Here is a 25467-nt window from a genome sequence, read left to right as displayed (position 1 = left end):
CGATGGTACTGCAGGGGGGACCCTGTGGGAGAGTAGGACGCCGCCGAACAATCATTCACAGAGAACCCCCATCCGGGAAACCGGATGGGGGTTCTTTGCATTTCCAGACAATCTCAACAATCCGCTCGGGCTATGTCCACCCGCAGGTGGTGCTAGGACCACCTCGCAATTGGGGTGGCATGGCCAGTGCCTGGAGCGGGTCGTTCGTGAACACTTGTGGAGGACGATCGAGACCGGCATCAGGAGCTTCGGTGGCAACAGCGAGTCGAACGAGCGGCGCGACGGTGCGCGCGCAGACTGAGGCGGCCGTCGTCTCGGGCGGCCAGGGGCTGGCGCGGCTGGCTCTCCTGCTGGTGGGCGCGGTGCCGGGGCTGGTGCTGCCGGTGGGGGCGGCGATGGCGGCGGGTGGGGTCACGGCCTCGGTCTTCCAGGATTCCTACTACCCGGTGGTCCTGTTCGGCCTCGCGGTGGCGGCCGTCGCCGGCGCCCTGGTGGCGGCTCTGTTCGTGCGCCGCACGGCGAGCCGGACGCGCCAGCAGCTGGAGCGCTGGTACGGCATCCGCCTGCCGGCCGTGTACCAGCCACGGCCCGCGTTGGAGCTGGACGAACGCGGGCACTGGTGGACGGGCTACTCGTACCACCGCTCCCGGATGGTCGCGAAGTACGCGCAACTGCTGCACTGGGGCGCCCGGGACCGGACGACCCGATCGGAGGTGGCCTGGCTGGCCATCAGCCCCGCCCTGGTGGTGGCGCTGGCGGGCCCGGTGGCCGTCCTGATGGTGCTGGGCGTGGCCTGCATCCTGACGCCGCTGTCTGTGGACGGGTTCGGGCCGGTGCCCGCACGCCTGGTGTCGGTCCTGCTGAGCGCCGTGCTCGGGCTCGGCATGGTGGCGGTCGGGGTGCTCGTGGCGCCGTACGCGGTGCGGGGGTACGCCGAGGCGGCCCGCCGGGTGCTGGACCAGGACGGCCGGGCGACGCACGCCCAGCTGACCAGGCGGGTGGCCGAGCTGACCGAGACCAGGGCGGACGCGGTCGGCGACCAGGCGGCGGAGCTGCGGCGGATCGAGCGGGACCTGCACGACGGCGCGCAGGCGCGACTGGTCGCGATAGGGATGACGCTGGGCACGATCGAGCACCTGATGGACACCGACCAGGCGGCCGCCCGGGAACTGCTCTCCGAGGCGCGGCAGTCCTCGGCCCGGGCGCTCCAGGAGCTGCGGGACCTGGTCCGCGGCATTCACCCGCCGGTGCTCGCCGAGCGTGGACTGGGCGACGCCGTGCGCGCCTTGGCGCTGGACAGCGCCCTGCCGACCGAGGTGTGCGTGAGCCTGCCGGACCGTCCGCCGGCGCCGGTGGAGGCGGCGGCCTACTTCAGCATCTGCGAGCTGCTGGCCAATGCGGCCAAGCACTCCGGGGCGGAGCAGGTGTGGGTGGACATCCTGTACCGGGCCGGGCTCCTGCGGATCACGGTGACGGACGACGGGGTGGGCGTGGCGGATCCGTCCCGGGGCACCGGCCTGCGCGGGATCGAGCGGCGATTGGGTACCTTCGACGGTGTCCTCGCCATCGACAGCACGTCGGGCGGTCCGACCACCATCACCTTGGAGCTGCCGTGCGAGTTGTCCTCGCCGAGGACCTCTACCTCCTTCGCGAAGGCCTGATCCGACTGCTGGAGGCGCACGGTTTCACCATCGCCGCGGCCGTGGAGACGGGCCCCGAACTGCTGGAGGCGTTGCTGACCCACCGGCCAGACGTGGCCGTGGTCGACGTCCGGCTGCCCCCGACGCTCACCGACGAGGGGCTGCAGGCGGCGCTGAAGGCCCGCAAGGAGATCCAGGGCTTGCCGGTGCTGGTGCTGTCGCAGCACGTTCAGCAGCTGTACGCGCGGGAGCTGCTGGCCGACGGCACCGGCGGGATCGGATACCTGCTGAAGGACCGGGTGTTCAACGCCGACCAGTTCATCGACGCGGTCCGCCGGGTGGCGGCCGGCGGAACGGCGATGGACCCGGACGTGATCGCGAAGCTGATGCAGATCACCTCGCGTCGGCCCGGCCCGTTGCTGCGGCTGTCCCCGCGCGAGCGCGAGGTGCTGGAGCTGATGGCCGAGGGCTGCTCCAACTCGGCGATCGCCGCCCGCCTGGCGGTCAGCGACGGGGCGGTGGCCAAGCACATCGCCAACATCTTCACCAAGCTCGAACTGGCCCCCGCCGAGGACGCCAACCGCCGGGTGCTCGCGGTGCTGACCTACCTCAACGGAACGGCCGGGCCGAAGGGCTGACGATCCGCCCGGTCCACGGCGGGCGGGTCGTCAGCCCCGGACGGTGACACGCCAGGCTGCGGAAACGCTGAAACAGGTGTACGAGTAAACTCCGGTGGGCCGAGCCCGGAGGTCGCTCAGCCGTCCGGCGCCCCGACAAGCGGGAACCGGCAGCCGAGGCAGCGTACGGCAGCAGCCGACATCCAGGGGTTGATAGACGTAATGGCACGCCCAACGCTCACCAAGGCCCATCGGGGCCTGCTCGGCCTGGTCGCGGCCGGCGCCTGCATCATCTCGGGCATCGGCTTCGCGGGCTCGTACAACGCGGTGCGCGAACTGGCCCAGGAGAAGGGCTTCGGGGCCTTCTCCTACGCCTTCCCGATCGGCGTCGATGCCGGCATCGTCGTGCTCCTCTCGCTCGACCTGGTACTGACCTGGCTGCGGATTCCCTTCCCGATGCTGCGGCAGACCGCCTGGGTGCTGACCGTCGCCACCATCGCCTTCAACGCGGCCGCCTCCTGGGGCGATCCGCTCGGCATGGGGATGCACGCCGTCATCCCGGTGCTCTTCGTGGTCGTGGTCGAGGCCTCCCGGCACGCGGTCGGCCGGATCGCGGCGATCACGGTCGACCGGCACATGGATTCGGTCCGGATGATGCGCTGGCTGCTCTCCCCGGTGCCGACCTTCAAGCTCTGGCGCCGGATGAAGCTGTGGGAGCTGCGCTCCTACGACGAGGTCGTCCGGCTGGAGCAGAACCGCCTGGTCTACCGGGCGCAGCTGCGCTTCCGGTACGGCCGCGGCTGGCGCCGCTCGGCGCCGATCCAGGCCCTGCTGCCGCTCAAGCTGGCCAAGTACGGGGTGCCGCTGGACCCGGCGCTGTTCGACCGTCTGGACGAGGAGGCGCGCGAGCGCGAGGCCCGGGAGGCTCTGGCGGAGAAGGAGGCACTGGAGCTCCAGCGGCAGGACGGCCGCGCCGCCACGGCCATCGCCCCGGCCGAGGCCGCCGCCCCCGCGGCTCCCGTCGCCGCCGCCCCCGCTTCGGCCCGCTCGGAGCCGGCCCGCTCGGAGCCGGCCCGCTCGGAGCCGGCCCGGCAGGCGCAGCAGATACCGCAGGTCCAGCCCCAATCCCAGGCCCAGGCTCAGACCCACGTCCAGCCCCAGCCCCAGCCCGAACCGGCCGCGGCCCCGGCTCCGGCTCCGGTCGCCGTCGCGCCGATGTCCGCCGAGGTGGCCGCGCCGATGCTGGCGAAGCTGGCAGCCGTCCGGCTGCGTGCCGCGCAGGAGCCGAACGGCGTGGCGGAGGAGGCCCCGCAGCCGCACCGCGAGGAGCTGAACGTGTGGACCGAGCGCCCGGTGCGCACCACGGGCCACCCGTCCGACGCCGCCCCCGGCGGGCGGGTGCCCGGCCAGGCCTCGCCGTGGTTCAAGCCCCCGCGTCCGGTCGCCGAGGAGGCGGGGTTCGCCGCCGAGCCGCAGCCCCGTCACCCGGGGCAGCCCCTTCCGGCTGGGCAGCCCGCTCCGGCCGAGCAGCCCGTCCACGGCGAGCAGTCCGTTGCGGCCGAGCAGCCCCCCGTCCACGACGAGGAGTCCGCGCCGCGCTCGGCCCCGTCCCGGCTGGATCCGGACCTGGCCTATGACGCGCTGGTCAGCTACATGGACAACCACGAGCACCAGCCCGACCCGCAGCGCCTCGCCGAGTGGCTGACCAAGCAGTACGGCGTCACCGGCAACCGTCCGGACGGCTCGGTCCACCCCAAGGACGTCGCCGAGCTCTACCCGCAGCTGCGCGACCGCTACGCCGCCGCCGGGAGGGACTGACCAGGGCCGCCTCGGCCGGACGCTCCGTCGAACGTTCCTCCGTCGAACGCTCCTCCGTCCACCGCTCGGTCGGCCATTGACGCCCGATCCGGCCGGAGCTACCTTCACCTCAACAAATTGTTGAAGTGTTGGTCCGGCGTGGAGGAGTGCGGATGTCGCAGGTCGAGGTCGACGGTAACGGACCGACGGGCGGGGCCTCCTTCTCCGCCGCCGCCCGCGCCGCCGTGGAGGCACTGCTCGCCCCGGTCGACGCCGATCTGGCGCGCCGCTATCCCGGTGACACCGGTACCAGGCAGCCGGTGCACACCGTCTACGTCCCGGCCGACGCCTTCGCCGCCGACACCGTACGGGAGTGGGGCCGCCAGGCTCTGGAGGCCTTCGACACCCACGCCGGCACCCCCGCCGAGCTGGCCCGCGCCCTCGGCCTGGCCGACGACGAGCTGCTCGCCGACGTGCACGCCCGGGTCCGCGCCAAGCTGGAGCGCGAGCCGGTCGAGGACCTGCGGATCGACTTCGAGGACGGCTACGGACCCCGCCCGGACGCCGAGGAGGACGCCGCCGCCGTCCGCGCCGCCGAACTGGTCGCCGCCGCCGTGGCCGAGGGCACCGCGCCGCCGTACCTCGGCATCCGGATCAAGTGTATGGAGGCGGCCGTCCGCGACCGCGGCATCCGCACCCTGGAACTGTTCCTGGCCACCCTGCTGGCCGGCGGCGGCCTGCCGGACGGCCTGGTCCTCACCCTGCCCAAGGTGACCTACGCCGAGCAGGTCACCGCGCTGGTCCGGCTGCTGGAGGACTTCGAGTGCCGCGCCGGGCTGCCCGCCGGCCGGATCGGCTTCGAGATCCAGATCGAGACCACGCAGGCCATCCTCGGCCCGGACGGCCGGGCCACCGTGGCCCGGATGATCGAGGCCGCCGAAGGCCGCGCCACCGGGCTGCACTACGGCACCTTCGACTACAGCGCCTCCTGCGGCGTCAGCGCGGCCCACCAGAGCATGGACCACCCGGTCGCCGACCACGCGAAGGCGGTCATGCAGGTGGCCGCAGCCGGCACCGGCGTCCGACTCTCCGACGGCTCGACCAACGTCATCCCGACCGGCTCCACCGAACAGGTGCACGCCGCCTGGAAGCTGCATCACGACCTGGTCCGCCGCTCGCTGGCCCGCGCCTACTACCAGGGCTGGGACATGCACCCGGCGCACCTGCCGACCCGCTACGTCGCGGTGTACTCCTTCTACCGCGAGGGCCTGGCGGCCGCCGCAGCCCGGCTGGCCGCGTACGTCGCCAAGGCGGGTGGCGACGTGATGGACGAGCCGGCCACCGCCCGGGCGCTCAGCGGCTACCTGCTGCGCGGCCTGGACTGCGGCGCCGTCGACCCGGCCGAGGTCACCGCGCTGACCGGCCTGGACCGCGCCCGGCTGGACGCCCTGGCCGGGCGCTGACCCCGCGACCGGCCGACGAAGCCCGGCCAGGGCCTAGGCTGGCGGTGCCGCCCCGGGACGCCCGGGGTGTGCGCCGCCAGCCGTCGCCGTTTCCGGGAGAACCACCGCGTCATGTCCGCCACGCCGGAACCGACCGCCAGGCCGTACCTCACCATCCGGCGGGCCGGCAGCCACGAGACCGAGATCAAGAAGTCCCGGTTCATCTGCCACCTCGCCCGGGTCGCCGACGAGGAGGAGGCGCAGGCCTTCATCGCCGGCATCCGCAAGCAGTACTGGGACGCGCGGCACAACTGCACCGCCTTCGTGGTCGGCGACGAGCAGCGTCGCGAACGCTCCAGCGACGACGGCGAGCCCGGCGGCACCGCCGGGGTGCCGATGCTGGAGGTGCTGCGCCGGCGCGGCCTGACCGACACCGCCGCCGTGGTGACCAGGTACTTCGGCGGCATCAAGCTCGGCGCGGGCGGCCTGGTGCGGGCGTACGGCAACGCGGTGTCCGAGGCGGTGGACGAGATCGGTCTGCTGGAGCGGCGGCCGGTGGCCCTGCTCGCGGTGACGGCCGACCACGTGCGCGCCGGGCGGGTGGAGAACGACCTGCGGGCGGCCGGCTACACGGTGAGCGACCTGGCCTACGAGCCGGCCGGGGTGCGGATCGAGGTGGGCGTGCCGCAGCCGGAGGTGTCGGCCTTCCACGCCTGGCTGGCCGAGGCGACCGGCGGTACCGCCGTCGCGGTCCCGGCCGGCCGGACGTACGTCGAGGTGCCGGTCTGATGCCGGAGCAGGCGGGCGGCGGCGCTTTCGGCCACCTATTCGGCCAGATCGCGGCCGATCCGTTTCGGAGCCTTGCGGGGCGTGCCTAGCCTGGTCCGGTCGTCGAGCAGGAAGCCGCCCCGAGATGCCCGTCGTCCAGACCGTCACCCTGCCGCCGGGGGCCAGCACCGGCTGGCACTACCACCCGGGCCGGGTGGACGTGGTGGTGCTGTCCGGGACGCTGACCCGGACCCTGCACGACGGCCGGGTCGAGGTCAGCCGGGCCGGGGACTCGCTGGTCGAGGAGGCCGGACCGGTCCACGTCCACGTGGGGCGCAACCTCGGGGACGAGCCCGTGGTGCTGATCGCGAGCTACGCCGCCCCGGCCGGTTGCCCGTTGGCGGTGCCGGTCGCGGAGCCCGCGTGGAGTCGCAGTGGCGCCCGGCCCGCCGAGGCCTGACCTGCTGAGGCCTGACCAGGGCTGCTCCGGCTCTGTCACCCGTGCCCCGTCGCCCGTCGCCCGCCGTCCGCCGTCCGGCGACGAGGGGGCGGGCCCGGGAGCCGCGCCACGCGGTGCACGGCTTGAGCAGATTCACCCGAACGTATTGACGTGGCCCGGAGTTGGAACTTCCGCTCCGGGCCGTGGCGTTTCCTGGGCAAGGATCCGGCCGAACCGGACGAATAACCCATCGATGGAGGACACCAGACCCCACCCCGCACCACGGAGGTATGCGCATGACCTCAGACCGCTTTTCGTCGCCCGCCGGCGCCGACCTGACCGGCCCCGCGACGCCCTACCGGATGACCGTCACCACCACCCTCCCGCACCGCGAGGCCGTCGCCCTGGCCGACGAGCAGCTCGCCGCCTGGCTGAAACAGGAAGGCTGCGAGGAGCCCCCGCCGGCTCCCCGTGCCCTCACCGGGCCGCCCCCGGCCGGACCGGCCTCGACGGGGACGGCTCCAACCCGACCGAAACCGCCCGAACTGACGCCCCCTGGGCTGACGACGTCCGGACCGGCGCAGCCCCGATCGGCCCCCGCCGCCGAGCGACTGCGCCTGGGCGACCGCGTCCTGCTCGACCGCGACCAGGGCCCGCTGCGCGGCGGCCCGGCCGCCGGCCGCTACGACCGCCGGCGCCTGCGCACCCCGACCCCGCACGGCACCCAGCAGCTCACCCTGACCGTGGCCACCGCGGCCGACGGCCCCACCTGGGTCCGGCTGGAGGCCGAGACGCACAGCACCGGCAACGGCGTGCGGACGCCCTGCCGGGTGCCGGTGCCCGAACTCGCCCGTACCCTCCTGCCGCTGCTCGACGCCACCGACGGCCCGGCCGCCGTCCACCCGGCCCCCCGGGTGATCACCGCCGGCGAGGTCGACGGCCTGATCGACGAGCTCTGCGACCCGGAGCGCAGGCTGCCCGTCGTGGTCGCCAGCGTCCCGGTGAACCTCCCGCTCGACCGCTGGGTCGAGGACGTCGTCCGCCCGCTCTGCCACCAGCTGCCCGGCCTGGCCACCGCCTACGTCCTGGACCCGGGCGCCCGGACCGGGTTCAACGTCGCGCTGGAGTACCACAGCGTCTACGGCGGAGCGGTGCGCACCTACCTGCCCGAGGTGGACCCCGCCTCCCGGTGCGACGGCGCCCGGCACCCGGTGCTCGCCCGGGGGCGAATAGAGCAGGACCTCCGCCGCGCGGCCGGGCTGCTCGCCCGCGAGCCGCGCCGGCTCGCCGCCGACCTGCCGCTGCCGCCCACGCTGGCGGCCGTCCCGGTGCTGCGGGTCGCCCCGGCGCCGCCCCGCGCGGCCGTCAGCCCGGCCGGGGACCAGGCCGCCGCCCGCGCCGAGCTGGCCGCGCTCGTCCGGGAGGAGCAGCAGGACCGCGCCGAGCAGCAGGCCAGGGCCGACGAGCTGGAGCGGGTCCGGCGCACCCTGCGCCACGAGCGCCGGGACAACCGCGTGGGTCGGGACAGCCGGGACAAGCAGGACGGCCGCGAGGGTCATGAGGGCCGCGACCGTCCGGAGCTCCGCGAGCGCCACGACGGCCGGGACGGCCACGTAAGGGCCGGCTCCCGCGCCCTCACCGGGCGCCACTGCATCCTCCAGGGCACCGCCGGGCACTTCGCCGCCAAGCCGTCCGCCCGGCCCGGAAAACCGGAGACCTTCACCGAACTCATGGCCAGGATCGACGAGTTCACGCTGCTGACCTTCACCGGTGACCAGAAGAACGCGCTCGCCCTGGACGGGCTCCGGTGCTCCGGCGCGGGCTGGGCCCGGCTCGCCTGGGACGGGCTGACCGCCCTTCAGGAGTACGCCGAGGCGGCGGTCCGCGGCGCGGCCGGCGGCGACTTCAAGCAGTGGTGCGAGCACACCCCGGAGGGCTGCCACCACTTCCCGCCCCGCAAGGCGGTGCGCGGGGAGTCCCGGACGGTGTTCAGCCACACCAAGTGGAAGCGCGAACGGATGCTGCCCGTCCCGGAGAGCGTGGACGCCTCCCGGCGCGCCTTCATGGGCGCACACCTGCGGATCGGCGGCGGCCGTACCGCGCCTCGGCTGCACTACCTGGACGACTGCTCGGGCAGTGGCCGGATCTATGTCGGCTACATCGGCCTGCACCTGACCAACACCCGGACCAACTGAGAGGCTGGGCTGACCACTGCCGCCCGTTCGGTGGACAATGTCCGGCAGGGGCGGGCCGCAGGGTCGCCGGCCGCCCCGGGCAGGCGCCGGACGAGCATGGGGGAACGACGACCGATGCAGCACTCAGCAGACGGCCAGCCCGACGGCACCGCCACCGTCCAGTTCCCCCGGCCGGGCTTCCTCGCCTCGGTCTTCAGAGAGTTCAACACCGACCAGGGCCAAGGTCAGGGCCTGAACCCGGACGCCGCCGACCCCGGCCCGGCCGCCCCCGGTACGCCCGATGACGGCATGCCCGATGACGGCGCGTCCGGTGGTGGAGGGTCCGGCGATGGTGCGTCCAGCGGCGGCCCGGCCGAGCCCGAGGAGTCCATCGCCGCCCACGGCCGGGCCGCCGCCCTGACCCACCACCGCACGCTCACCGTTCAGGCCGAGCACGACCGGCTGGCCGACCTGCTCCGGCGGGCCGCACTGCCCGTCTCGGCCATGGACTTCGAGAGCCAGCTGCGCCACTACGAGCCCCGCCCCTACCCGGCCGACGGGCCGGAGACCGGCAGCGAGGCCGAGCCCCGCTGGGCGGACTTCGCGCCCGCCGGGTCGGCCACCGCCGACCCCGACGGCGCCCCGGCCCGTCGCCTGCTCGACTCCGGTTACCAGCGCGAGCTCGCCCAGGCCCGGCTGGCCCACCAGCGTTCCCTGCGGGAGTGGCGCACCCGCCGGGCCGAGGCCGACAACCCGGCCGCAGACGAGTCCCGGCGCGTCCACGAGGCGGCCGAGGAGGCCCGGGCCCGAGCCGTGCGCGAGTACAACGAGAGCTTGGAGGAGTGCCGACGGGCCTACCGGCTGTCCGAGCCGGCCGCCGTGGAGTCACTGCTGGAGCGGGCGCTCGCCGCGGCCGAGACCGCCACCCAGGACCTGCCCGCCCCCTGCCGGGCGGTCTTCCGCCCGCTCACCCGTACCGCCGTGCTGGACCTCGACCTGCCGCCGCTCGACCTGGTGCCCTCGCTCACCGGCTACCGGCTCGCCCCGGACGGCGATATCGTCCCGGTCCCGCGCCCGCCGGCGGACCGGGCCACCGACTATCTGCGCCTGGTCGCCCGGCTCGCCCTGCGCGCCCTCCAGGCCGCCGACGCCGTCGACACCGACGAGATACTCGCGGGCGTCGTGCTCAACGGCTGGCTGCGCGAGCCCGGCACCGCCGAGCCGCTGTGCTTGGTCAGCGTGGACGCCGACCGCGACGCACTGGCCCGCACCCGGCTGCTGCCGCCCGCCACCCCGTACGAGGAGCGCGACGACGAAGGCGTCTACGCCGACGCCGAGCAGGACGAGGCGCTCGTCCGGCTGCGCCAGCTCGGCGCCGCCGTCACCCCGGACCCGTACGGCCGCGTGGGCGTGCAGCCCGCCGCGCAGGCGGGTGCCGCCGTACCGGCCGCACCCGACCTGTCCGCCAACGAGTTCGCCCAGTTGGTGCGCGACCTGCTCACCCGCGGCGGGCTCGCCGAGTGGAGCGTGCGGCTGCGCGGCCCGGCTGGACTGGTCGCCACCGGCGAGGGGGCCCCGGGCAGTGCGCTGCCCGGCCGCTGGGTGGTCTGGGCCTCCCGGGGCGCCGCGCCGGTCAGCGCGGAGGAGATCGTCACCCTGGCCGAGGCCGTTCAGGAGGAGTCCGCCGAGCGCGGCCTGCGGCTGACCACCGGCCGCTTTGCCGACGAGGCCCTCGACCTCACGGGCGAGGAGAGCCACCGGCACATCCACCTGGTCGACGGCGACGGCGTGAGCGAACTCGCCCGCACCCACCTCGGCCTGCCCCTCGCCGCCGGCCGCTGACCCCACCTCCGGTCCCCGCCCCACCCCCGTCCCCGTCCCCGTCTTCGCAGCTCACCCCGACGGACCGCCCGGCGGGCGCGCCCCCGCACCCGACCCGAGGCTGGGGAACGGGCACCGGCGGAGCAGCGGCACCCCGGGCGATCACCGTCGAACGGTCGTCCGATACGGTCGGCGGTCGGCCCGGCCACGGGCGGACCCCAGGGGGAGAGGAATGGGCAGAGCGCCCGGCAGACCACACGGCGGCACCCGCCAGCGCCCGCACGGCGGATCGACCCACCCGGAGGCGGCCCGGTGACCGCCGTCCTGGTCGCCGCCGGGGCGTTCCTGATGACCCTGATCGGCGGCTTCGTCGCCCAGCGAACCGGCGACCGCCGCCACCTCGTGCTCGGCTTCGCCGCCGGCCTCATGCTCGGCGTGGTCGCCTTCGACCTGCTGCCCGAGGCCATGCGCCAGGCACCGGACGAGGTGCACGGCGTGCCGCAGGCGCTGCTGATGTTCGCGGTCGGCTTCCTCACCATCCACGTGGTCGAACGAGCGGTCGCCATCCACCGCGGTCACGAGAGCGAGTACGCCGAGCACACCCACGGCCACCAGCACGCGCACGCCCACCACGCCGGGCGCCAGGGCGTCGGCCTGACCGCCGCGCTGGCCCTGGTCGGGCACAGCGTGATGGACGGCTTCGCGATCGGCGCCGCCTTCCAGGCCGGCACCACGGTCGGAACGGTCGTCGCCATCGCCGTCGTCGCCCACGACTTCGCCGACGGCTTCAACACGTACACGATCACCCGGCTCTACGGGAACAACCGGCGGCGGGCGCTGACGCTGCTCGCGGCGGACGCGCTGGCCCCGGTGTCCGGCGCCGCGATCACCCTGGCCTTCACCATCCCCGAGCACCTGCTCGGCCTCTACCTCGGCTTCTTCTCCGGGTTCCTGCTCTACCTGGCGACCTCCGACATCCTCCCGGAGGCCCACAGCCCGCACCCCTCCCGCAGCACCCTGCTCTGCACCGTCGCCGGGGTGGGGTTCATGTGGCTGGTGATCGGCCTCGCCACCTAGGGGCAGGGCAGGCCGGGACGGGCCGGGACGGGGTCTAACGCGGCGGGCCGCCCAGCGCAGCCGACCGCTCCCGCATCACCGCGCTGCGCCCGGGGGCGCCGTCCGCGGTGGTGGACCGGCTGCGAGGAAGCGGGCCTCGGCGGCGCGCAGCACTCGCAGCAGCACTTCCTGCTCGTCGGGACCGACCTCGCCGAAGTACTCCTGGGCCACCTCGTGCCGGACCTGCCCGATCCGTTCCACCGCTGCGCGGCCCGCCTCGGTCAGCAGGATCCGGACCGCCCGCCGGTCGGCCGGATCGGGCCTGCGCTCGACCAGGCCGGCCTCCTCCAGTGCGTCGACCACGGTGGTCGCCGAGCGCGGGGCGATGTGCAGCCGCTCGGCGAGGTCGCTCAGCCGCATCGCGCGGTCCGGCAGCTCGCAGCCGGGCGCGTGGGCCAGGGTGTTCAGCGCCCGGGCCTGGCCGGGGGTGATGCCGTACGGCTCCAGCCGCCATCCGGTCTGCCGACGGATCCGCTTGATCGCCCTGGTCATCGTGTCGGCCAGCTCGGCGGCGGTGTCCGAGGCCGCGTCCGAGGCGGTGGTGTCCGAGGCGGTCTCCTCGGCAGGGGTGCCGGGCGGGCCGGGGGAGGGGTCCGCCGGGTCGGTCGGCGTGGTGGTCATCGGCGGTCTCCTCGGCAGGCGTCCGCCCCAGGGTATCGGCCGGTCCGGGGCCGGCGGCCGACAGCGGACGGCACCCGGAGAAAAATGTTGAGCTTGGCTCAGTACCTGGGTTAGCGTAGCCCCAACTGAGGGGACCCTAAGTTCCCTCCCCGGATCCTGGAGGGCCCGTGCCCCGCTCCGAAGCCCGCGTCACCACCGACCGCCCCACCCGCTACGCCAAGCAGCTCGCCGCCCACATGGGCCGCAAGATCGAGGCCACCTTCTCCGAGGAGACCGGCCGCGGCACCCTGGTCTTCGGCGCCGGCACCGCCACCCTGGAAGCCCGGCCCGACGCGCTGCTGCTCACCGTCGAGGGCGAGCGGGAGAACCTGCCCGGTCTGGAGGACGTCGTCGGCCGCCACCTCGTCCGCTTCGGCGCCCGCGACGAACTCGTCATCGAATGGCACCGCGACAACGGCGAGACCGGCCTCGTTCACCGCAACGACGACCCCGAGGCCTGACCGCCGCCGCCCCCGCCGCCCGGCCGGGGCAGCCACCGGGCCAGCCCCCACAGCACCAGGGCGGCCAGGCACCAGCTGGCCACCACGTCCAGCAGCCAGTGGAAGTCGCTCCACACCAGCCCCGCGCCGACGCCCACCGCCAGCAGCACCGTGCCCGCCGTCAGCAGGCGCGCCGCCCACGGCCCCGCCACCCGCACCAGCAGCAGCGCCGCCACCCCGTACGAGAGCGACGCGGTGGCGGTGTGCCCGGACGGGTACCAGCCCCACTGCCCCGGCGTCAGCGGATCACCGAGCGGGCCCGGCCGGGCGAACGCCGCCTTGGCCGGCACCACCAGCAGCGGGATCAGTCCGGCGGTCAGCGCCGCCACCGGCAGCGGCAGCCACCAGCGCCCCGCCGCCCCCGTCCGGCGCCACCGCCACGCGGCCAGCACGCCGGCCGCCAGCAGCACCGGGATCGCGGGCACGCTGTCGCCCAGGTCGGACAGGACCTGGCCCAGCTGGTCCAGCAGCACGCTGGGGTGGTCCCGGTGGGCGCTCCGGACGGCTCCGCGGACCGCGCGGTCCCATCCGAGCAGCGGGCCGTCCGCCGCCACCTGCCACGACACCAACAACAGGACGACCACCGCCGTCAGCGGCACGGCCACCGAACGGGCCACCCGGCCCGGAACGCCGGACAGCCGCCCCGGAGCAGGGGGGAGAGCTCCGGGGCGGCTCTGATGATCGCCGTTCCGTGCGCCCCGGGGGGTGTGGGTCGGACGGTCGGTCGATCGGTCTTCGGTGGGCGCCACCCCTCCCGGGGCGGCCTGGTTGTCCTCGCGGCACGCATGCGGACCCGCCGCCGGGGGCGACCCCGCAAGCGGCTCCGCCCATGGCTGCGGCTCGCTGTTCATCGGTGATGACACTACGTCAACAGCCCTTCCGCGCCGAGCGCCTTCAGCGATTCCCCACATCATCTTCACCCCGCCCCGGGCGGCCCTCCGGGAGCCCCGACGACCTGGCCCGACCGGGCGTCGGGCCCGTCCGACCGGCCGGTGACAACCGAACGGCCCGCGAGGACCAGAGGTCCCCACGGGCCGTTCAGCGCTGTCCGGACAACCCTCCGGAGGGGGTTCGCGACCCGACGGGCGACACCGCTCAGACGGCGGTGAAAGCGCCCTCCAGGATGTCCAGGCCCTCGGCCAGGAGGTGCTCCGCGATGACCAGCGGCGGCAGGAAGCGCAGCACGTTGCCGTAGGTGCCGGCGGTCAGCACCACCAGGCCCTCGGCGTGGCAGGCCTTCGCGATGGCCGCGGTGGCCTCCGCGTTCGGCTCCTTGCCGCCCGGCTTCACCAGCTCGACGGCGATCATCGCGCCGCGGCCGCGGATCTCGCCGATGATGTCGAACTTCTCCTGCATCGCCCGCAGGCGGCCCAGCATGATCTCGCCGATCCGCTGCGCCTTGCCGTTGAGGTCCTGCTCCTTCATCGTCTCGATGGCGCCCAGCGCGGCCGCACAGGCCACCGGGTTGCCGCCGTAGGTGCCGCCCAGGCCGCCCGCGTGCGCGGCGTCCATGATCTCGGCGCGACCGGTCACCGCCGCCAGCGGCAGACCGCCGGCGATGCCCTTCGCGGTGGTGATCAGGTCCGGGACGATGCCCTCGTCCTCGCAGGCGAACCACTGGCCGGTACGGCAGAAACCGGTCTGGATCTCGTCCGCGACGAACACGATGCCGTTCGCCTTCGCGTACTCCACGATCGCCGGCAGGAAGCCCTTGGCCGGCTCGATGAAGCCGCCCTCGCCCTGGATCGGCTCGATGATGATCGCGGCGACGTTCTCGGCGCCGATCTGCTTGTTGATGATCTCGATCGCCTGCGCGGCGGCCTCGGCGGCGCAGTTCTCCGCACCCGTCAGCCAGCGGTACGGGTAGGCCACTGGCACCCGGTAGATCTCCGGGGCGAACGGGCCGAAGCCCTGCTTGTACGGCATGTTCTTCGCCGTCAGGCCCATGGTCAGGTTCGTACGGCCGTGGTAGCCGTGGTCGAACACCACGACGGCGGTGCGCTTGGTGTAGGCGCGGGCCACCTTCACCGCGTTCTCGACCGCCTCGGCGCCCGAGTTGAACAGCGCGGTGCGCTTGTCGTGGTCACCCGGGGTCAGCTCGTTCAGCTGCTCGGCGACCGCCACGTAACCCTCGTACGGGGTCACCATGAAGCAGGTGTGGGTGAAGGCGGCCAGCTGCTCGCTCGCCTTCGCCACCACGGCCTCGGCGCTGTTGCCGACGTTCGTCACGGCGATGCCGGAGCCGAAGTCGATCAGCGAGTTGCCGTCCACGTCCTCCAGCACGCCGCCGTTGGCACGGGACACGTACACCGGCAGGGTGGTGCCGACACCGGCCGCCACCGCACCCAGCTTGCGGGCCTGCAGCTCCTGCGACTTCGGACCGGGGATCGCAGTGACCAGGCGGCGCTCCTGCGGGAGCGGCGTTGCGGCGCTCATGGGGTTCTCCAGACTTCTCGGCTCGGTGCTTCGCAGGCTACGGCCGCCCTCCCCGGCCGGGCATGCGCCACTCGGTAGCACTGAGCCGTCCGACTTGTCCGGCACGGCCAGCGCGGGTGGTGCGACTGCCAGCAGGCCCCGCTCCACTACATTGAGCGCGGGCGTGTCGCCGGTACGGCGGCATGGGTATGGCGGCACCGACGGCGATCGGGCCGGGCGGGCGAGGGAGCGGGGCCGTACATGGCGCACGACGGGGCACACCACCACACCGATCGGACCACCACCGGACCCCCGGCCCCCATGCCCCGCCAACGGCCCGGCACCCGCACCGACGGGGCCCCCGCCTTCGACCTCCCCACCTGGGCCGCGGCCCCGCGCCCGGAAGCCGAACCCGGCGTCTACCGGCTGGGCTACCGCCCGCTCGACCCGGAACGGGCGGAGGCGGCCCAGGTCGCGGCCTGGCCGCTGCTCCTGCGGGCGGGACTCAACGCGGTGGTGGGGTGGTTGGTCTACGTCTACGGTGTCGAACTCGCGGAGGCCGGGACGACGATGATCGGCGTCCTCCCGTCGAAATCGGCGCTGGTGGCGACGTCGGTCGTCCTCACCTTGAACGTCCTGGTGATCGGCGTTGTCATCAAGCTCTTCGGCCGGATGGGCCGTTGGCCCGAGGTGTGGCGGCGGTACGTGTCGCCGTTGTTGTCGCGGGCGGTGACGCAGGAGCAGCCCGCCGAGGAGGGCGTGGCGGTGGCCCAGGTGGTGCGGCGGCTGGACCCGTGGGGCGGGCTGCGGCAGGGCGGGGCGGCCGAGGCGGCGGGGCGGCTGGAGGGGGAGGCGGTCGGGGACGTCGACTACGTGCGGATCCAGCGGGCGTGGGAGTCGGCGCAGGCGGATCCGGCGTTCGTGCCGGCCTTCGTCGAGCAGGTGGTGGCGCGCGGTGGGGCGGCCTTCGCGCACCCTTCGGAGTCGCGGGAGCTGGCGGACCGGGCTGAGCGGCACGATCTGCTGCTGGGCCAGGTCTGCCTGGGGACGGCCCAGGACGTGCCGAAGAACCCGCTGAGCCATCGGGCGGCCGGGTTCGCGCTGGATCCGGCGGTGCTGGGCACGTCGCTGCTGGCGGTGGGTCCGGCGGGGACGGGGAAGACGGCGCGGCTGGCGCGGCCGGTGGCGGAGGCGTTGTGTCTGCAGGCGCTGGCCGGTACCGCGTGTGTGGTGGTGGTGGGGGCGGCGGACGCGGATCTGGGCCCGGACGCCTGGTACGACGTGGTGATCGCGCCCGGTGATCCGGCGTCGGTGTACGGGCTGGACCTCTACGGTGCGGCGCAGGATCCGGACGAGGCGGCCGCCCGGCTGGCCGAGGCGCTGCTGCCGGACGAGTTGACGGCGCGCGCGGAGAACGCCCGGACGGCGCTGCAGCAGGTGGTGGGCCCGTTCTACGCCGCGTACGCCCGCTATCCGGGGGTGCGGGAGCTGCGGGCGCTGCTGGCCGGTGAGCCGGACGTGCTGGCGGCTCTGGTGAAGGCGCTCGGGGTGGCGGGCCGGCTGGCCGTGTACGAGCGGGACCTGGAGCACCGGGAGCGTCAGCGCGGCCGGGCGGACGATCCCGGGGCGCTGCTGGCGGACCGGCTGGCGCTGCTGGACCGGCCGGCCTTCGAGGGCGCCTTCGCGACGGACGGCACGGGGCGGCCCCCGTTCGCGATGCGGGTGCTGGACCATCCGTTGCGGGTACGGGTGAAGTTGCCGGAGCGCAGCCATCCGGAGGCCGCGCGGATGCTGTCCCGGTTGGTGGTGGGTCAGTTCGTGCAGGCGGCGGGGGCCCGTACGGACCGTTCGCTGTTCGCCGGCCTGGTGGTGGACGACGCCTCGGCGGCGCTGGACGCGACCGCTGTGCGCGGGGTGCAGCGGATGCGGGGGGTGAACGCGGGCGCGGTGCTGCTGCTGCGCACGCTGGTGGATCTGCCGGAGGCGCTGCGGGCGCCGTTGTTCGGCGCGGTCGGCTGCCGGATGGCGTTCCCGGGGATCGCGCCGTGGGACGGCCGGCTGTTCTCGGAGGCCTGGGGGACGCACCTGGTGCAGGAGACCGCGGTGACCCACACGCCCGACACCTCGGGTGGCGTGGTGCGGCGGGCCGGGCGGTTGGGGCGGCGGGCGTTGTCGGGGACGGCGGCGCAGACGGAGTCGGTGACGACGCGGGACGTGGAGCGCCTGCGCTGGTCGCCGTCGGATCTGGCGCACGCGCTGCCGGCGGGGCACGCGGTGGTGTCGTTGACCGCGGTGTCGGGGGAGCAGGTGCCGCCGTTGCTGGTGGATCTTCGGGGCTGACGGGGCTGACGGGGCGCGGGGCGGAAGCTCGCCTTCACGGTGGATTCGGCAGTGCCGGTTGTCCGGAGCGTCCATAATGAGGGGGAGAGACTCTCACTTGTCCCATTGCCCTCTCCTCGCCCGGCCGCAACGGCGCGGTCAGGTCGATCCCCCGAAGGTGCCATGCCCCCCACACTCGCCTCCGTTGTCCGTAACAGTTCGCTCCATCTGACGGTCCTCGCCGGCGCGGATCACCTGGAGCGGCCGGTCCGCTGGGTGCACACCAGCGAGCTGGACGACCCGACGCCGTTCCTGGAGGGTGGCGAGCTGCTGCTCACCACCGGGATCAAGCTGGGCCGTACGGCGGCCCAGTTGCAGGCGTACGTGCACCGGCTGGCCGATGCCGGGGTGGTGGGGCTGGGCCTGGGGGTGGGGCTGTCGCACACGGAGGTGCCGCAGCCGCTGGTGGACGCGGCCGCGCAGCGGGGGCTGCCGCTGCTGCGGGTGCCGGAGCCGACGCCGTTCATCGCGATCAGCAAGGTGGTGTCGGCGGCGCTGGCCGCGGAGCAGTACGAGGCGGTGACGACCTCCTTCGAGGCGCAGGAGGAGTTGACCCGGGCCGCGCTGGGCAAGGACGGCACGACGGCGGTGGTGCGCCGGCTGGCGGCCCGGCTGGGCGGCTGGGCGGCGCTGTACGACGGGTCGGGGGCGCTGTCGGTGGTGGCGCCGGACTGGGCGGCGCGCCGGGCGGGGCGGCTGGCGGCGGAGGTGGACCGGCTGCGCCGGCGTCCGGCGCCGTCGAGCGCCGCGTTGCAGGGGCGGGCGCCGGGGATCGACACGGCGGACGAGGACTACGTGGTGGTCCAGTCGCTGGGGGCGGACCGGCGGGCCCGGGGCTTCCTGGCGGTGGGCACCGAGGACCGGATCACCCCGACCGAGCGGTACGTGCTGAACGCGGCGGTGGCGCTGCTGACCCTGACGCTGGAGCGTTCGCGCGAGCTGCGCCAGGCCGAGGAGCGGATGGGCGCGGCGCTGCTGCGGATGGTGCTGGCGGGCGAGGTGGCGACGGCCCGCCAGGTGGCGCTGGGGCTGTTCGGCGGTATGCCGGAGGGGACGATACGGGTTCTGGTGGCCGGTGCCGGGCCGAACGCGGAGGCCGCGGAGGCGCTCGGGGAGCTGGGCGACCGGGCCGAGCAGGCGGGCGCCCGGGTGGGCGAGAAGCTGCTGGTGGCGCGGGAGGACGGCGCGCACGGGGCGCGGCTGATGGTGCTGGCGCTGGACAACGGGGCGGTGCACCGGGCCTGTCTGGGCGTGGTGGAGGAGCACGAGGGCCTGTCGCTGGGCGTGTCGGCGCCGGCCGCGCTGGAGGATGCGGGGACGGCGCACGCGCAGGCCGAGCGGGCGCTGGCGGTGGCGCTGCGCGGTGGCCGGCGGTCGGTGGACCACGAGGAGGTCGGCGCGGGGTCGCTGCTGCCGCTGCTCGGCGAGGACGCGGTGACGGCGTTCGCCGAGGGGCTGCTGCGGCCGCTGCGCGAGCACGACCGGACGGCCCGCGGCGATCTGGTGGCCTCGCTGCGGGCGTGGCTGTCCCGGCACGGGCAGTGGGACGCGGCGGCGGCCGATCTCGGGGTGCACCGGCACACGCTGCGCTACCGGATGCGGCGGGTCGAGGAGCTGCTGGGGCGTTCGCTGGACGACACCGACGTGCGGATGGAGCTGTGGCTGGCGCTGCGCTCCGGCGAGGAGTAGGTCGCACCCTGGCCGCACCGGGGCCGTCCGGGCTGTGCCCGGGCGCGGCTTGGCCCGGGAGGCCCTGGACGGGATGGAGCAGCGTCGGGGGCGAACGCTCCGAGTCGGCCAATCCGGTCGGTGCGCCGCCCCACCTACCCTCGGGTTCGGGTCCCACACCCGTGGGCCCGATGACGACGAGGAGAGGGCCGGTACCACGGTGACCACCACGTACGATTTCTGGCTGGCCGGCCGACGGGCGAGCGGCGACGCCGACTTCGAGGTGCACAACAGCTGGGACGGCCGTCTGGTCGGCAAGGTGAGCATCCCGACCGAGGCCCAGGTCGAGGAGGCGCTGGACGCCGCCGTCGCCGCGCTGCCGGTCTTCGCCGCCACCCCGGCGCACGTCCGCTCCGCCGCGCTGGACCACGTGGCCAAGCGCCTGGCCGAGCGCACCGAGGAGCTCGCCCAGCTGATCACCGCGGAGAACGGCAAGCCGATCAAGTGGGCCCGTGGTGAGGTCGGCCGCGCGGTGTCGGTCTTCCGCTGGGCGGCCGAGGAGGCCCGCCGGACCAACGGCGAGACGATGCGGCTGGACACCGACCCGGGCGGCGTGGGCCGTTTCGCGGTGGTGCGCCGCTTCCCGCGCGGTGTGGTGCTGGGGATCGCCCCGTTCAACTTCCCGCTGAACCTGGTCGCCCACAAGGTCGCCCCGGCGATCGCGGTCGGTGCCCCGATCATCCTGAAGCCGGCCCCGGCGACGCCGCTGTCGGCGATGGTGCTGGGCGAGATCCTGGCCGAGACCGACCTGCCGGCCGGTTCGTGGAGCATCCTGACGGTGCCGAACGACCGGATGCCGGCGCTGGTGCAGGACGAGCGCCTGCCGGTGATCTCGTTCACCGGTTCGGACAAGGTCGGCTACCAGATCATGGACTCGGTGCCGCGCAAGCACTGCACCCTGGAGCTGGGCGGCAACGCCGCGGCCGTGGTGCTCGCCGACTGGTCCTCGGAGGCCGACCTGGACTGGGCGGCCACCCGGATCGCGATGTTCGCCAACTACCAGGGCGGCCAGTCCTGCATCTCGGTGCAGCGCGTGATCGCCGACGCGTCGGTGTACGACGCGCTGGTGGAGAAGGTCGTGGCCAAGGTCAAGGCGCAGGTCACCGGTGACCCGAACGACGACGCGACGGACGTCGGCCCGCTGGTGGACGAGAACGCCGCGAAGCGGGTGGAGTCCTGGGTGGACGACGCGGTCGCCAAGGGCGCCAAGGTGCTCGCCGGCGGGGGCCGCGAGGGTGCGACCTACGCGCCGACCGTGCTGGCGGAGCTGCCCGCGGACGCGATCCTGGCCAAGGCCGAGGTGTTCGGCCCGGTCCTGTCGCTGCACCGGGTGGACGGCGTGGACGAGGCCTTCGCGGCCGTCAACGACTCGGCGTTCGGCCTGCAGGCGGGCGTGTTCACGCACGACCTGCAGACCGCGTTCCGTGCCCACCGGGAGCTGGAGGTCGGCGGTGTGATCATCGGCGACGCGCCGTCCTACCGCGCCGACCAGATGCCGTACGGCGGCGTCAAGGACTCCGGTGTCGGCCGTGAGGGCGTCCGGTACGCGATGGACGACTACACGGTCGAGAAGGTCCTGGTCCTCAGCGGCCTCGACCTCTGAGCGAACCCGTGAGTGAAGGGCCCGGTCCGGTGACCGGGCCCTTCGCCCGTTCCGGGGCCAGGTCGGCCCAGCCGCGCTGTCCGTCCGCGACGGAGACGGCCTCCTCGACCGTGGCGTCGCCGGCGAGCAGCCGTGCGAGCTTCGGCGCGATCTGCCCGTGGCCCCCGGCGATGACGGTGCGCATGGCTCCGACGGCAGCCCGGGGCGCGGGGCGGCGTCCTGCCGGGAGGCGTCCTGCGCGGGGCCCCGGGCAGGACACAATGGGCGCATGACTTCGCTCGCCCACCCGCAGCTGCGGTTCACGCCCACCGTGCAGGACCCTTCCGGCCCCCGGGAGCTGGTGATCCTCGGTTCGACCGGGTCGATCGGCACCCAGGCCATCGACGTGGTGCTCCGCAACCCGGACCGGTTCCGGGTGGTCGCCCTGTCGGCGGCCGGCGGCCGGGTGGAGCTGCTCGCCGAGCAGGCGCTGCGGCTGGGCGTGCACACGGTGGCGGTGGCGGACCCGGCGGCCGAGCCGGCGCTGCGCGCGGCGCTGGCGGCGAAGGCGGCGGGCGCTGCGCTGCCGACGGTGCTGGCGGGGCCGGACGCGGCGACCGAGCTGGCCGCGATGGAGTGCCACTCGGTGCTGAACGGCATCACCGGGTCGATCGGGCTGCGGCCGACGCTGGCCGCGCTGAGGGCGGGCCGGGTGCTGGTGCTGGCCAACAAGGAGTCGCTGATCGTCGGCGGCCCGCTGGTGAAGGCGGTGGCGCGGCCGGGGCAGATCGTGCCGGTGGACTCCGAGCACGCGGCGCTGTTCCAGGCGCTGGCGGGCGGCACCCGGGCCGAGGTCCGCAAGCTGGTGGTGACGGCCAGCGGCGGTCCGTTCCGCAACCGGACGCGTGAGCAGCTGGCCGGGGTGACGCCGCAGGACGCGCTGGCGCACCCGACCTGGGCGATGGGCCCGGTGGTCACGATCAACTCGGCGACCCTGGTGAACAAGGGCCTGGAGGTGATCGAGGCGCACCTGCTGTACGACGTGCCCTTCGACCGGATCGAGGTCGTGGTCCATCCGCAGTCGGTGGTGCACTCGATGGTGGAGTTCACCGACGGTTCGACGCTGGCGCAGGCCAGCCCGCCGGACATGCGGATGCCGATCGCGCTGGGTCTGGGCTGGCCGGAGCGGGTGCCGGACGCCGCCCCCGGCTGCGACTGGACCAAGGCCGCTACCTGGGAGTTCTTCCCGCTGGACGACGAGGCCTTCCCGGCGGTGGAGCTGGCCCGCGAGGTGGGCACCCTGGGCGGTACCGCGCCGGCGGTCTTCAACGCGGCCAACGAGGAGTGCGTGGAGGCGTTCCTGAAGGGGCGCCTCGCTTTCACGGGAATCGTGGACACTGTTGCCAAGGTCGTCGCCGAGCACGGCACGCCCGTGCCGGGAACTTCCCTGACGGTCGAGGACGTCCTGCACGCGGAGGACTGGGCCCGTGCCCGGGCCCGCGAGCTGGCGGCGGGCTGACGGCGGCGGGTTGACGGCGTGGGCCGTTTCCGGCCGGGTGCACCCGTACCGGGTGTCCGGCTGGGCGTGACTGCGGTAAGACAAGACGACGAGCAGAGCGGCATGACGGAGGGCCAGCGGTGGCAATGGTTTTGACGGTGGTCGGCATCCTGGTCTTCGCGGTCGGGTTGCTCGTCTCGATCGCCTGGCACGAGCTCGGCCACCTCTCGACGGCCAAGCTGTTCGGCATCCGGGTGCCGCAGTACATGGTCGGCTTCGGCCCGACGGTCTGGTCGCGGAAGAAGGGCGAGACCGAGTACGGCTTCAAGGCGATCCCGCTGGGCGGCTACATCCGGATGATCGGGATGTTCCCGCCGGGTGCGGACGGCCGGATCACCAAGCGCAGCAGTTCCCCCTGGCGCACCATGATCGAGGACGCCCGGGAAGCCTCCTACGAGGAGCTCCAGGAGGGCGACGAGCACCGGCTGTTCTACACCCGCAAGCCGTGGAAGCGCGTCATCGTCATGTTCGCCGGGCCGTTCATGAACCTGGTCCTGGCCTTCGGGCTGTTCCTGACGGTCATGATGGGCTTCGGCGTCTCGACGGCGGTGCCGACCATCGGCTCGGTCGCCCAGTGCGTGGTCAAGGCCGGCTCGCCGACCGACGTGTGCCCCGCGGACGCGCCCAAGACCCCCGCCAACGAGGTCGGGCTGCGGCAGGGGGACAAGGTCCTCTCCTTCGGCGGGGACCGGATCCGCGACTACGACCAGCTCCAGGCGGACATCCGGAAGTCGGCCGGCCAGCAGGTCGAGATCCTGGTCGACCGGGGCGGGCAGCAACTCGTCCTCAAGCCCGTCATCGCCGTCAACGACGTGCAGAAGTACGACGGCAACGGCGTGCCGCTCAAGGGCCAGACCGTGCAGGCGGGCTTCCTCGGCTTCACCCCCAAGCAGGGGGTCGTCCAGCAGAGCTTCGGGCAGTCCCTGGACCGGATGGTCGGCATGGCCGAGAACGGGGTGAAGTCGCTGGCCGCGCTGCCCGGCAAGATCCCCGGTCTGTGGAACGCCGTCGTCGGGGACTCCCCGCGTGACCCGGACTCGCCGATCGGCATGGTCGGCGCCGCCCGGGTCAGCGGTGAACTGGTGAGCATGGACCTGCCCGCCAGCCAGCGGGTGGCGATGTTCGTCAACCTCCTGGCCGGGATCAACCTCTCGCTCTTCCTGTTCAACATGCTGCCGCTGCTCCCGCTGGACGGCGGCCACATCGCGGGCGCGGTCTGGGAATCGGTCCGCCGCCGATTCGCTCAGCTGTTCAAGCGGCCCGATCCCGGCCCCTTCGACGTCGCCAAGCTGATGCCGGTGGCGTACGTCGTGGCCAGCGTCTTCATCGGTTTCACCCTGCTGGTGATGGTCGCCGACCTGGTGAACCCGGTGAAGATCAGCTAGAGCGTTCGGGTACGGCGGGTGTGCTGGGGTCCGGCGCCGTGCCGTACCGTGGAGGCCGGGTGCGCGATCTAGGCGCGCCCGGCCTCGGCCGTCCCACTGGCCGGGCGGTCGACCACACCTCAACCCCGGGGAACCCTGCGCACATGACCGCGATCTCGCTCGGTATTCCGTCCCTGCCGCTCAAGCCGCTCGCCAAGCGCCGTGTATCCCGGCAGATCATGGTCGGCAACGTACCGGTCGGCGGTGACGCTCCCGTCTCGGTGCAGTCGATGACCACCACCGTGACCGCGGACATCAACGCCACGCTGCAGCAGATCGCCGAGCTCACCGCGTCCGGGTGCCAGATCGTCCGGGTCGCCGTCCCCACCCAGGACGACGCCGACGCGCTGCCGATCATCGCCAAGAAGTCCCACATCCCGGTGATCGCCGACATCCACTTCCAGCCGAAGTACGTCTTCGCCGCGATCGACGCCGGCTGCGCCGCGGTCCGCGTCAACCCGGGCAACATCAAGGCCTTCGACGACAAGGTCGGCGAGATCGCCAAGGCCGCCCGGGGCGCCGGCGTGCCGATCCGGATCGGCGTCAACGCCGGCTCGCTCGACAAGCGCCTGCTGGAGAAGTACGGCCGTGCCACCCCCGAGGCCCTGGTCGAGTCCGCGCTCTGGGAGTGCTCGCTGTTCGAGGAGCACGACTTCCGCGACATCAAGATCTCGGTCAAGCACAACGACCCGGTCGTGATGATCAACGCCTACCGCCAGCTGGCCGCCGCCTGCGACTACCCGCTGCACCTCGGCGTCACCGAGGCCGGTCCGGCCTTCCAGGGCACCATCAAGTCCGCGGTGGCCTTCGGCGCGCTGCTCGCCGAGGGCATCGGCGACACCATCCGGGTCTCCCTCTCCGCCCCGCCGGCCGAGGAGATCAAGGTCGGCAACCAGATCCTGGAGTCGCTCGGCCTGCGCCAGCGCGGCCTGGAGATCGTCTCCTGCCCGTCCTGCGGCCGCGCCCAGGTCGACGTCTACAAGCTGGCCGAGGAGGTCACCGCCGGCCTGGAGGGCATGGAGGTGCCGCTGCGCGTCGCCGTCATGGGCTGCGTCGTGAACGGCCCGGGCGAGGCCCGCGAGGCCGACCTCGGCGTCGCCTCCGGCAACGGCAAGGGCCAGATCTTCGTCAAGGGCGAGGTCATCAAGACCGTCCCCGAGTCGAAGATCGTCGAGACCCTGATCGAGGAGGCGCTCAAGCTCGCCGAGCAGATGCAGGAGGCGGGCGTCGAGGCCGGTACGCCGACCGTCGTCGCCGCCGACTGACCACGCAGGGTCCGCGCGGTGCGCCGCGCGCAGTCTTCCGGAAGCGGGGTCTTCCTGTGGCGGACCGCCCCCCCGCCGGAGGCGGGTTTCCCGCGGCCGGTGTACAGTCGCTTATAACCAACGGACGCGGCCCACAACCACG

The 25467-nt window shown here is 74.0% G+C and carries 20 protein-coding genes; 16 read left to right on the top strand and 4 right to left on the bottom strand.

Features of this window, described 5'->3' with window-relative positions; translation table 11 throughout:
- The first annotated feature begins 284 nt into the window (after nucleotides 1–284).
- The 9 genes from ACFV6D_RS33705 to ACFV6D_RS33665 all read left to right on the top strand — a co-directional run bounded on the left by ACFV6D_RS33705 (nucleotide 285) and on the right by ACFV6D_RS33665 (nucleotide 11775).
- A complete protein-coding gene (locus ACFV6D_RS33705; protein WP_380562582.1) occupies nucleotides 285–1661 on the top strand; it encodes a sensor histidine kinase in 1377 nt (458 codons plus the stop codon).
- Nucleotides 1613–2278 (top strand): response regulator transcription factor, encoded by a 666-nt coding sequence (locus ACFV6D_RS33700; protein WP_063347646.1) that lies wholly within the window; start codon nucleotides 1613–1615, stop codon nucleotides 2276–2278. The genes ACFV6D_RS33705 and ACFV6D_RS33700 overlap by 49 nt, the downstream gene beginning before the upstream one ends.
- A gap of 201 nt (nucleotides 2279–2479) precedes the next feature.
- The gene (locus tag ACFV6D_RS33695; protein WP_380562580.1) at nucleotides 2480–4075 is read left to right on the top strand and encodes a DUF2637 domain-containing protein; all 1596 of its coding nucleotides are present in this window, start codon (nucleotides 2480–2482) and stop codon (nucleotides 4073–4075) included.
- Nucleotides 4076–4227: 152 nt separating this feature from the next.
- A complete protein-coding gene (locus tag ACFV6D_RS33690) occupies nucleotides 4228–5517 on the top strand; it encodes a DUF6986 family protein (RefSeq protein WP_380562578.1) in 1290 nt (429 codons plus the stop codon).
- Between the two features lie 111 nt (nucleotides 5518–5628).
- Entirely contained in the window at nucleotides 5629–6285 is a 657-nt protein-coding gene (locus ACFV6D_RS33685; protein ID WP_063347643.1) for a YigZ family protein, read from the top strand.
- A gap of 124 nt (nucleotides 6286–6409) precedes the next feature.
- Entirely contained in the window at nucleotides 6410–6724 is a 315-nt protein-coding gene (locus ACFV6D_RS33680; RefSeq protein ID WP_079135597.1) for a cupin domain-containing protein, read from the top strand.
- A 275-nt stretch (nucleotides 6725–6999) separates the two neighbouring features.
- Nucleotides 7000–8898 carry a hypothetical protein gene (locus tag ACFV6D_RS33675; RefSeq protein WP_380562576.1) on the top strand — a complete coding sequence of 633 codons (1899 nt, stop codon included), beginning with the start codon at nucleotides 7000–7002 and terminating at the stop codon, nucleotides 8896–8898.
- Between the two features lie 114 nt (nucleotides 8899–9012).
- Nucleotides 9013–10719 carry a restriction endonuclease gene (locus ACFV6D_RS33670; protein WP_380562574.1) on the top strand — a complete coding sequence of 569 codons (1707 nt, stop codon included), beginning with the start codon at nucleotides 9013–9015 and terminating at the stop codon, nucleotides 10717–10719.
- Between the two features lie 327 nt (nucleotides 10720–11046).
- Nucleotides 11047–11775 (top strand): ZIP family metal transporter, encoded by a 729-nt coding sequence (locus tag ACFV6D_RS33665; RefSeq protein ID WP_063351112.1) that lies wholly within the window; start codon nucleotides 11047–11049, stop codon nucleotides 11773–11775.
- 75 nt (nucleotides 11776–11850) lie between these two features.
- Here ACFV6D_RS33665 and ACFV6D_RS33660 read toward each other — a convergent pair whose 3' ends face one another.
- On the bottom strand, nucleotides 11851–12435 hold the full coding sequence (locus tag ACFV6D_RS33660) for a MarR family winged helix-turn-helix transcriptional regulator (RefSeq protein ID WP_380562572.1): 585 nt from the start codon (nucleotides 12433–12435) through the stop codon (nucleotides 11851–11853).
- A 167-nt stretch (nucleotides 12436–12602) separates the two neighbouring features.
- On the opposite strand from ACFV6D_RS33660, the gene ACFV6D_RS33655 reads away from it, so the two are divergent.
- Nucleotides 12603–12935, top strand: coding sequence for a DUF2218 domain-containing protein (locus tag ACFV6D_RS33655; protein ID WP_063347639.1), 333 nt, complete (start codon nucleotides 12603–12605; stop codon nucleotides 12933–12935).
- On the opposite strand, the gene ACFV6D_RS33650 is transcribed toward ACFV6D_RS33655, so the two are convergent.
- Nucleotides 12908–13579: a phosphatase PAP2 family protein gene (locus ACFV6D_RS33650; RefSeq protein WP_380562570.1), complete on the bottom strand. Its 672-nt coding sequence runs from the start codon at nucleotides 13577–13579 to the stop codon at nucleotides 12908–12910. The genes ACFV6D_RS33655 and ACFV6D_RS33650 overlap by 28 nt on opposite strands.
- Before the next feature lie 490 nt (nucleotides 13580–14069).
- A complete protein-coding gene (gabT, locus tag ACFV6D_RS33645) occupies nucleotides 14070–15410 on the bottom strand; it encodes a 4-aminobutyrate--2-oxoglutarate transaminase (RefSeq protein ID WP_380345341.1) in 1341 nt (446 codons plus the stop codon).
- Nucleotides 15411–15650: 240 nt separating this feature from the next.
- Here gabT and ACFV6D_RS33640 point away from each other — a divergent pair, with 240 nt between their 5' ends.
- The 3 genes from ACFV6D_RS33640 (at nucleotide 15651) to ACFV6D_RS33630 (ending at nucleotide 21099) form a co-directional block, all read left to right on the top strand.
- Nucleotides 15651–17729 (top strand): ATP-binding protein, encoded by a 2079-nt coding sequence (locus ACFV6D_RS33640; protein WP_380562568.1) that lies wholly within the window; start codon nucleotides 15651–15653, stop codon nucleotides 17727–17729.
- Between the two features lie 162 nt (nucleotides 17730–17891).
- Complete coding sequence (locus ACFV6D_RS33635; RefSeq protein WP_063347636.1) at nucleotides 17892–19457, top strand: PucR family transcriptional regulator; 1566 nt, start codon at nucleotides 17892–17894, stop codon at nucleotides 19455–19457.
- 199 nt (nucleotides 19458–19656) lie between these two features.
- Nucleotides 19657–21099: an aldehyde dehydrogenase family protein gene (locus ACFV6D_RS33630; RefSeq protein ID WP_063347635.1), complete on the top strand. Its 1443-nt coding sequence runs from the start codon at nucleotides 19657–19659 to the stop codon at nucleotides 21097–21099.
- On the opposite strand, the gene ACFV6D_RS33625 is transcribed toward ACFV6D_RS33630, so the two are convergent.
- Nucleotides 21080–21283, bottom strand: coding sequence for a hypothetical protein (locus ACFV6D_RS33625; RefSeq protein WP_380378380.1), 204 nt, complete (start codon nucleotides 21281–21283; stop codon nucleotides 21080–21082). The two genes, ACFV6D_RS33630 and ACFV6D_RS33625, sit on opposite strands and share 20 nt — an antisense overlap.
- Nucleotides 21284–21367: 84 nt before the next feature.
- Between ACFV6D_RS33625 and dxr the strand changes: the two genes are divergently transcribed.
- The 3 genes from dxr (at nucleotide 21368) to ispG (ending at nucleotide 25325) form a co-directional block, all read left to right on the top strand.
- Nucleotides 21368–22597, top strand: coding sequence for a 1-deoxy-D-xylulose-5-phosphate reductoisomerase (dxr, locus tag ACFV6D_RS33620; protein WP_063347633.1), 1230 nt, complete (start codon nucleotides 21368–21370; stop codon nucleotides 22595–22597).
- Nucleotides 22598–22716: 119 nt separating this feature from the next.
- Nucleotides 22717–24021, top strand: a complete 1305-nt coding sequence (locus ACFV6D_RS33615) for an RIP metalloprotease (RefSeq protein ID WP_107452864.1) — start codon at nucleotides 22717–22719, stop codon at nucleotides 24019–24021.
- A gap of 143 nt (nucleotides 24022–24164) precedes the next feature.
- Nucleotides 24165–25325, top strand: coding sequence for a flavodoxin-dependent (E)-4-hydroxy-3-methylbut-2-enyl-diphosphate synthase (ispG, locus tag ACFV6D_RS33610; RefSeq protein ID WP_063347631.1), 1161 nt, complete (start codon nucleotides 24165–24167; stop codon nucleotides 25323–25325).
- Nucleotides 25326–25467 lie beyond the last annotated feature (142 nt).

Source organism: Kitasatospora sp. NPDC059812 (assembly GCF_042732075.1).
Taxonomy (GTDB): Bacteria; Actinomycetota; Actinomycetes; order Streptomycetales; family Streptomycetaceae; genus Kitasatospora.
Note: the sequence above shows the minus strand (reverse complement) of the source record. Positions and strands in the feature narration are given on the sequence as shown.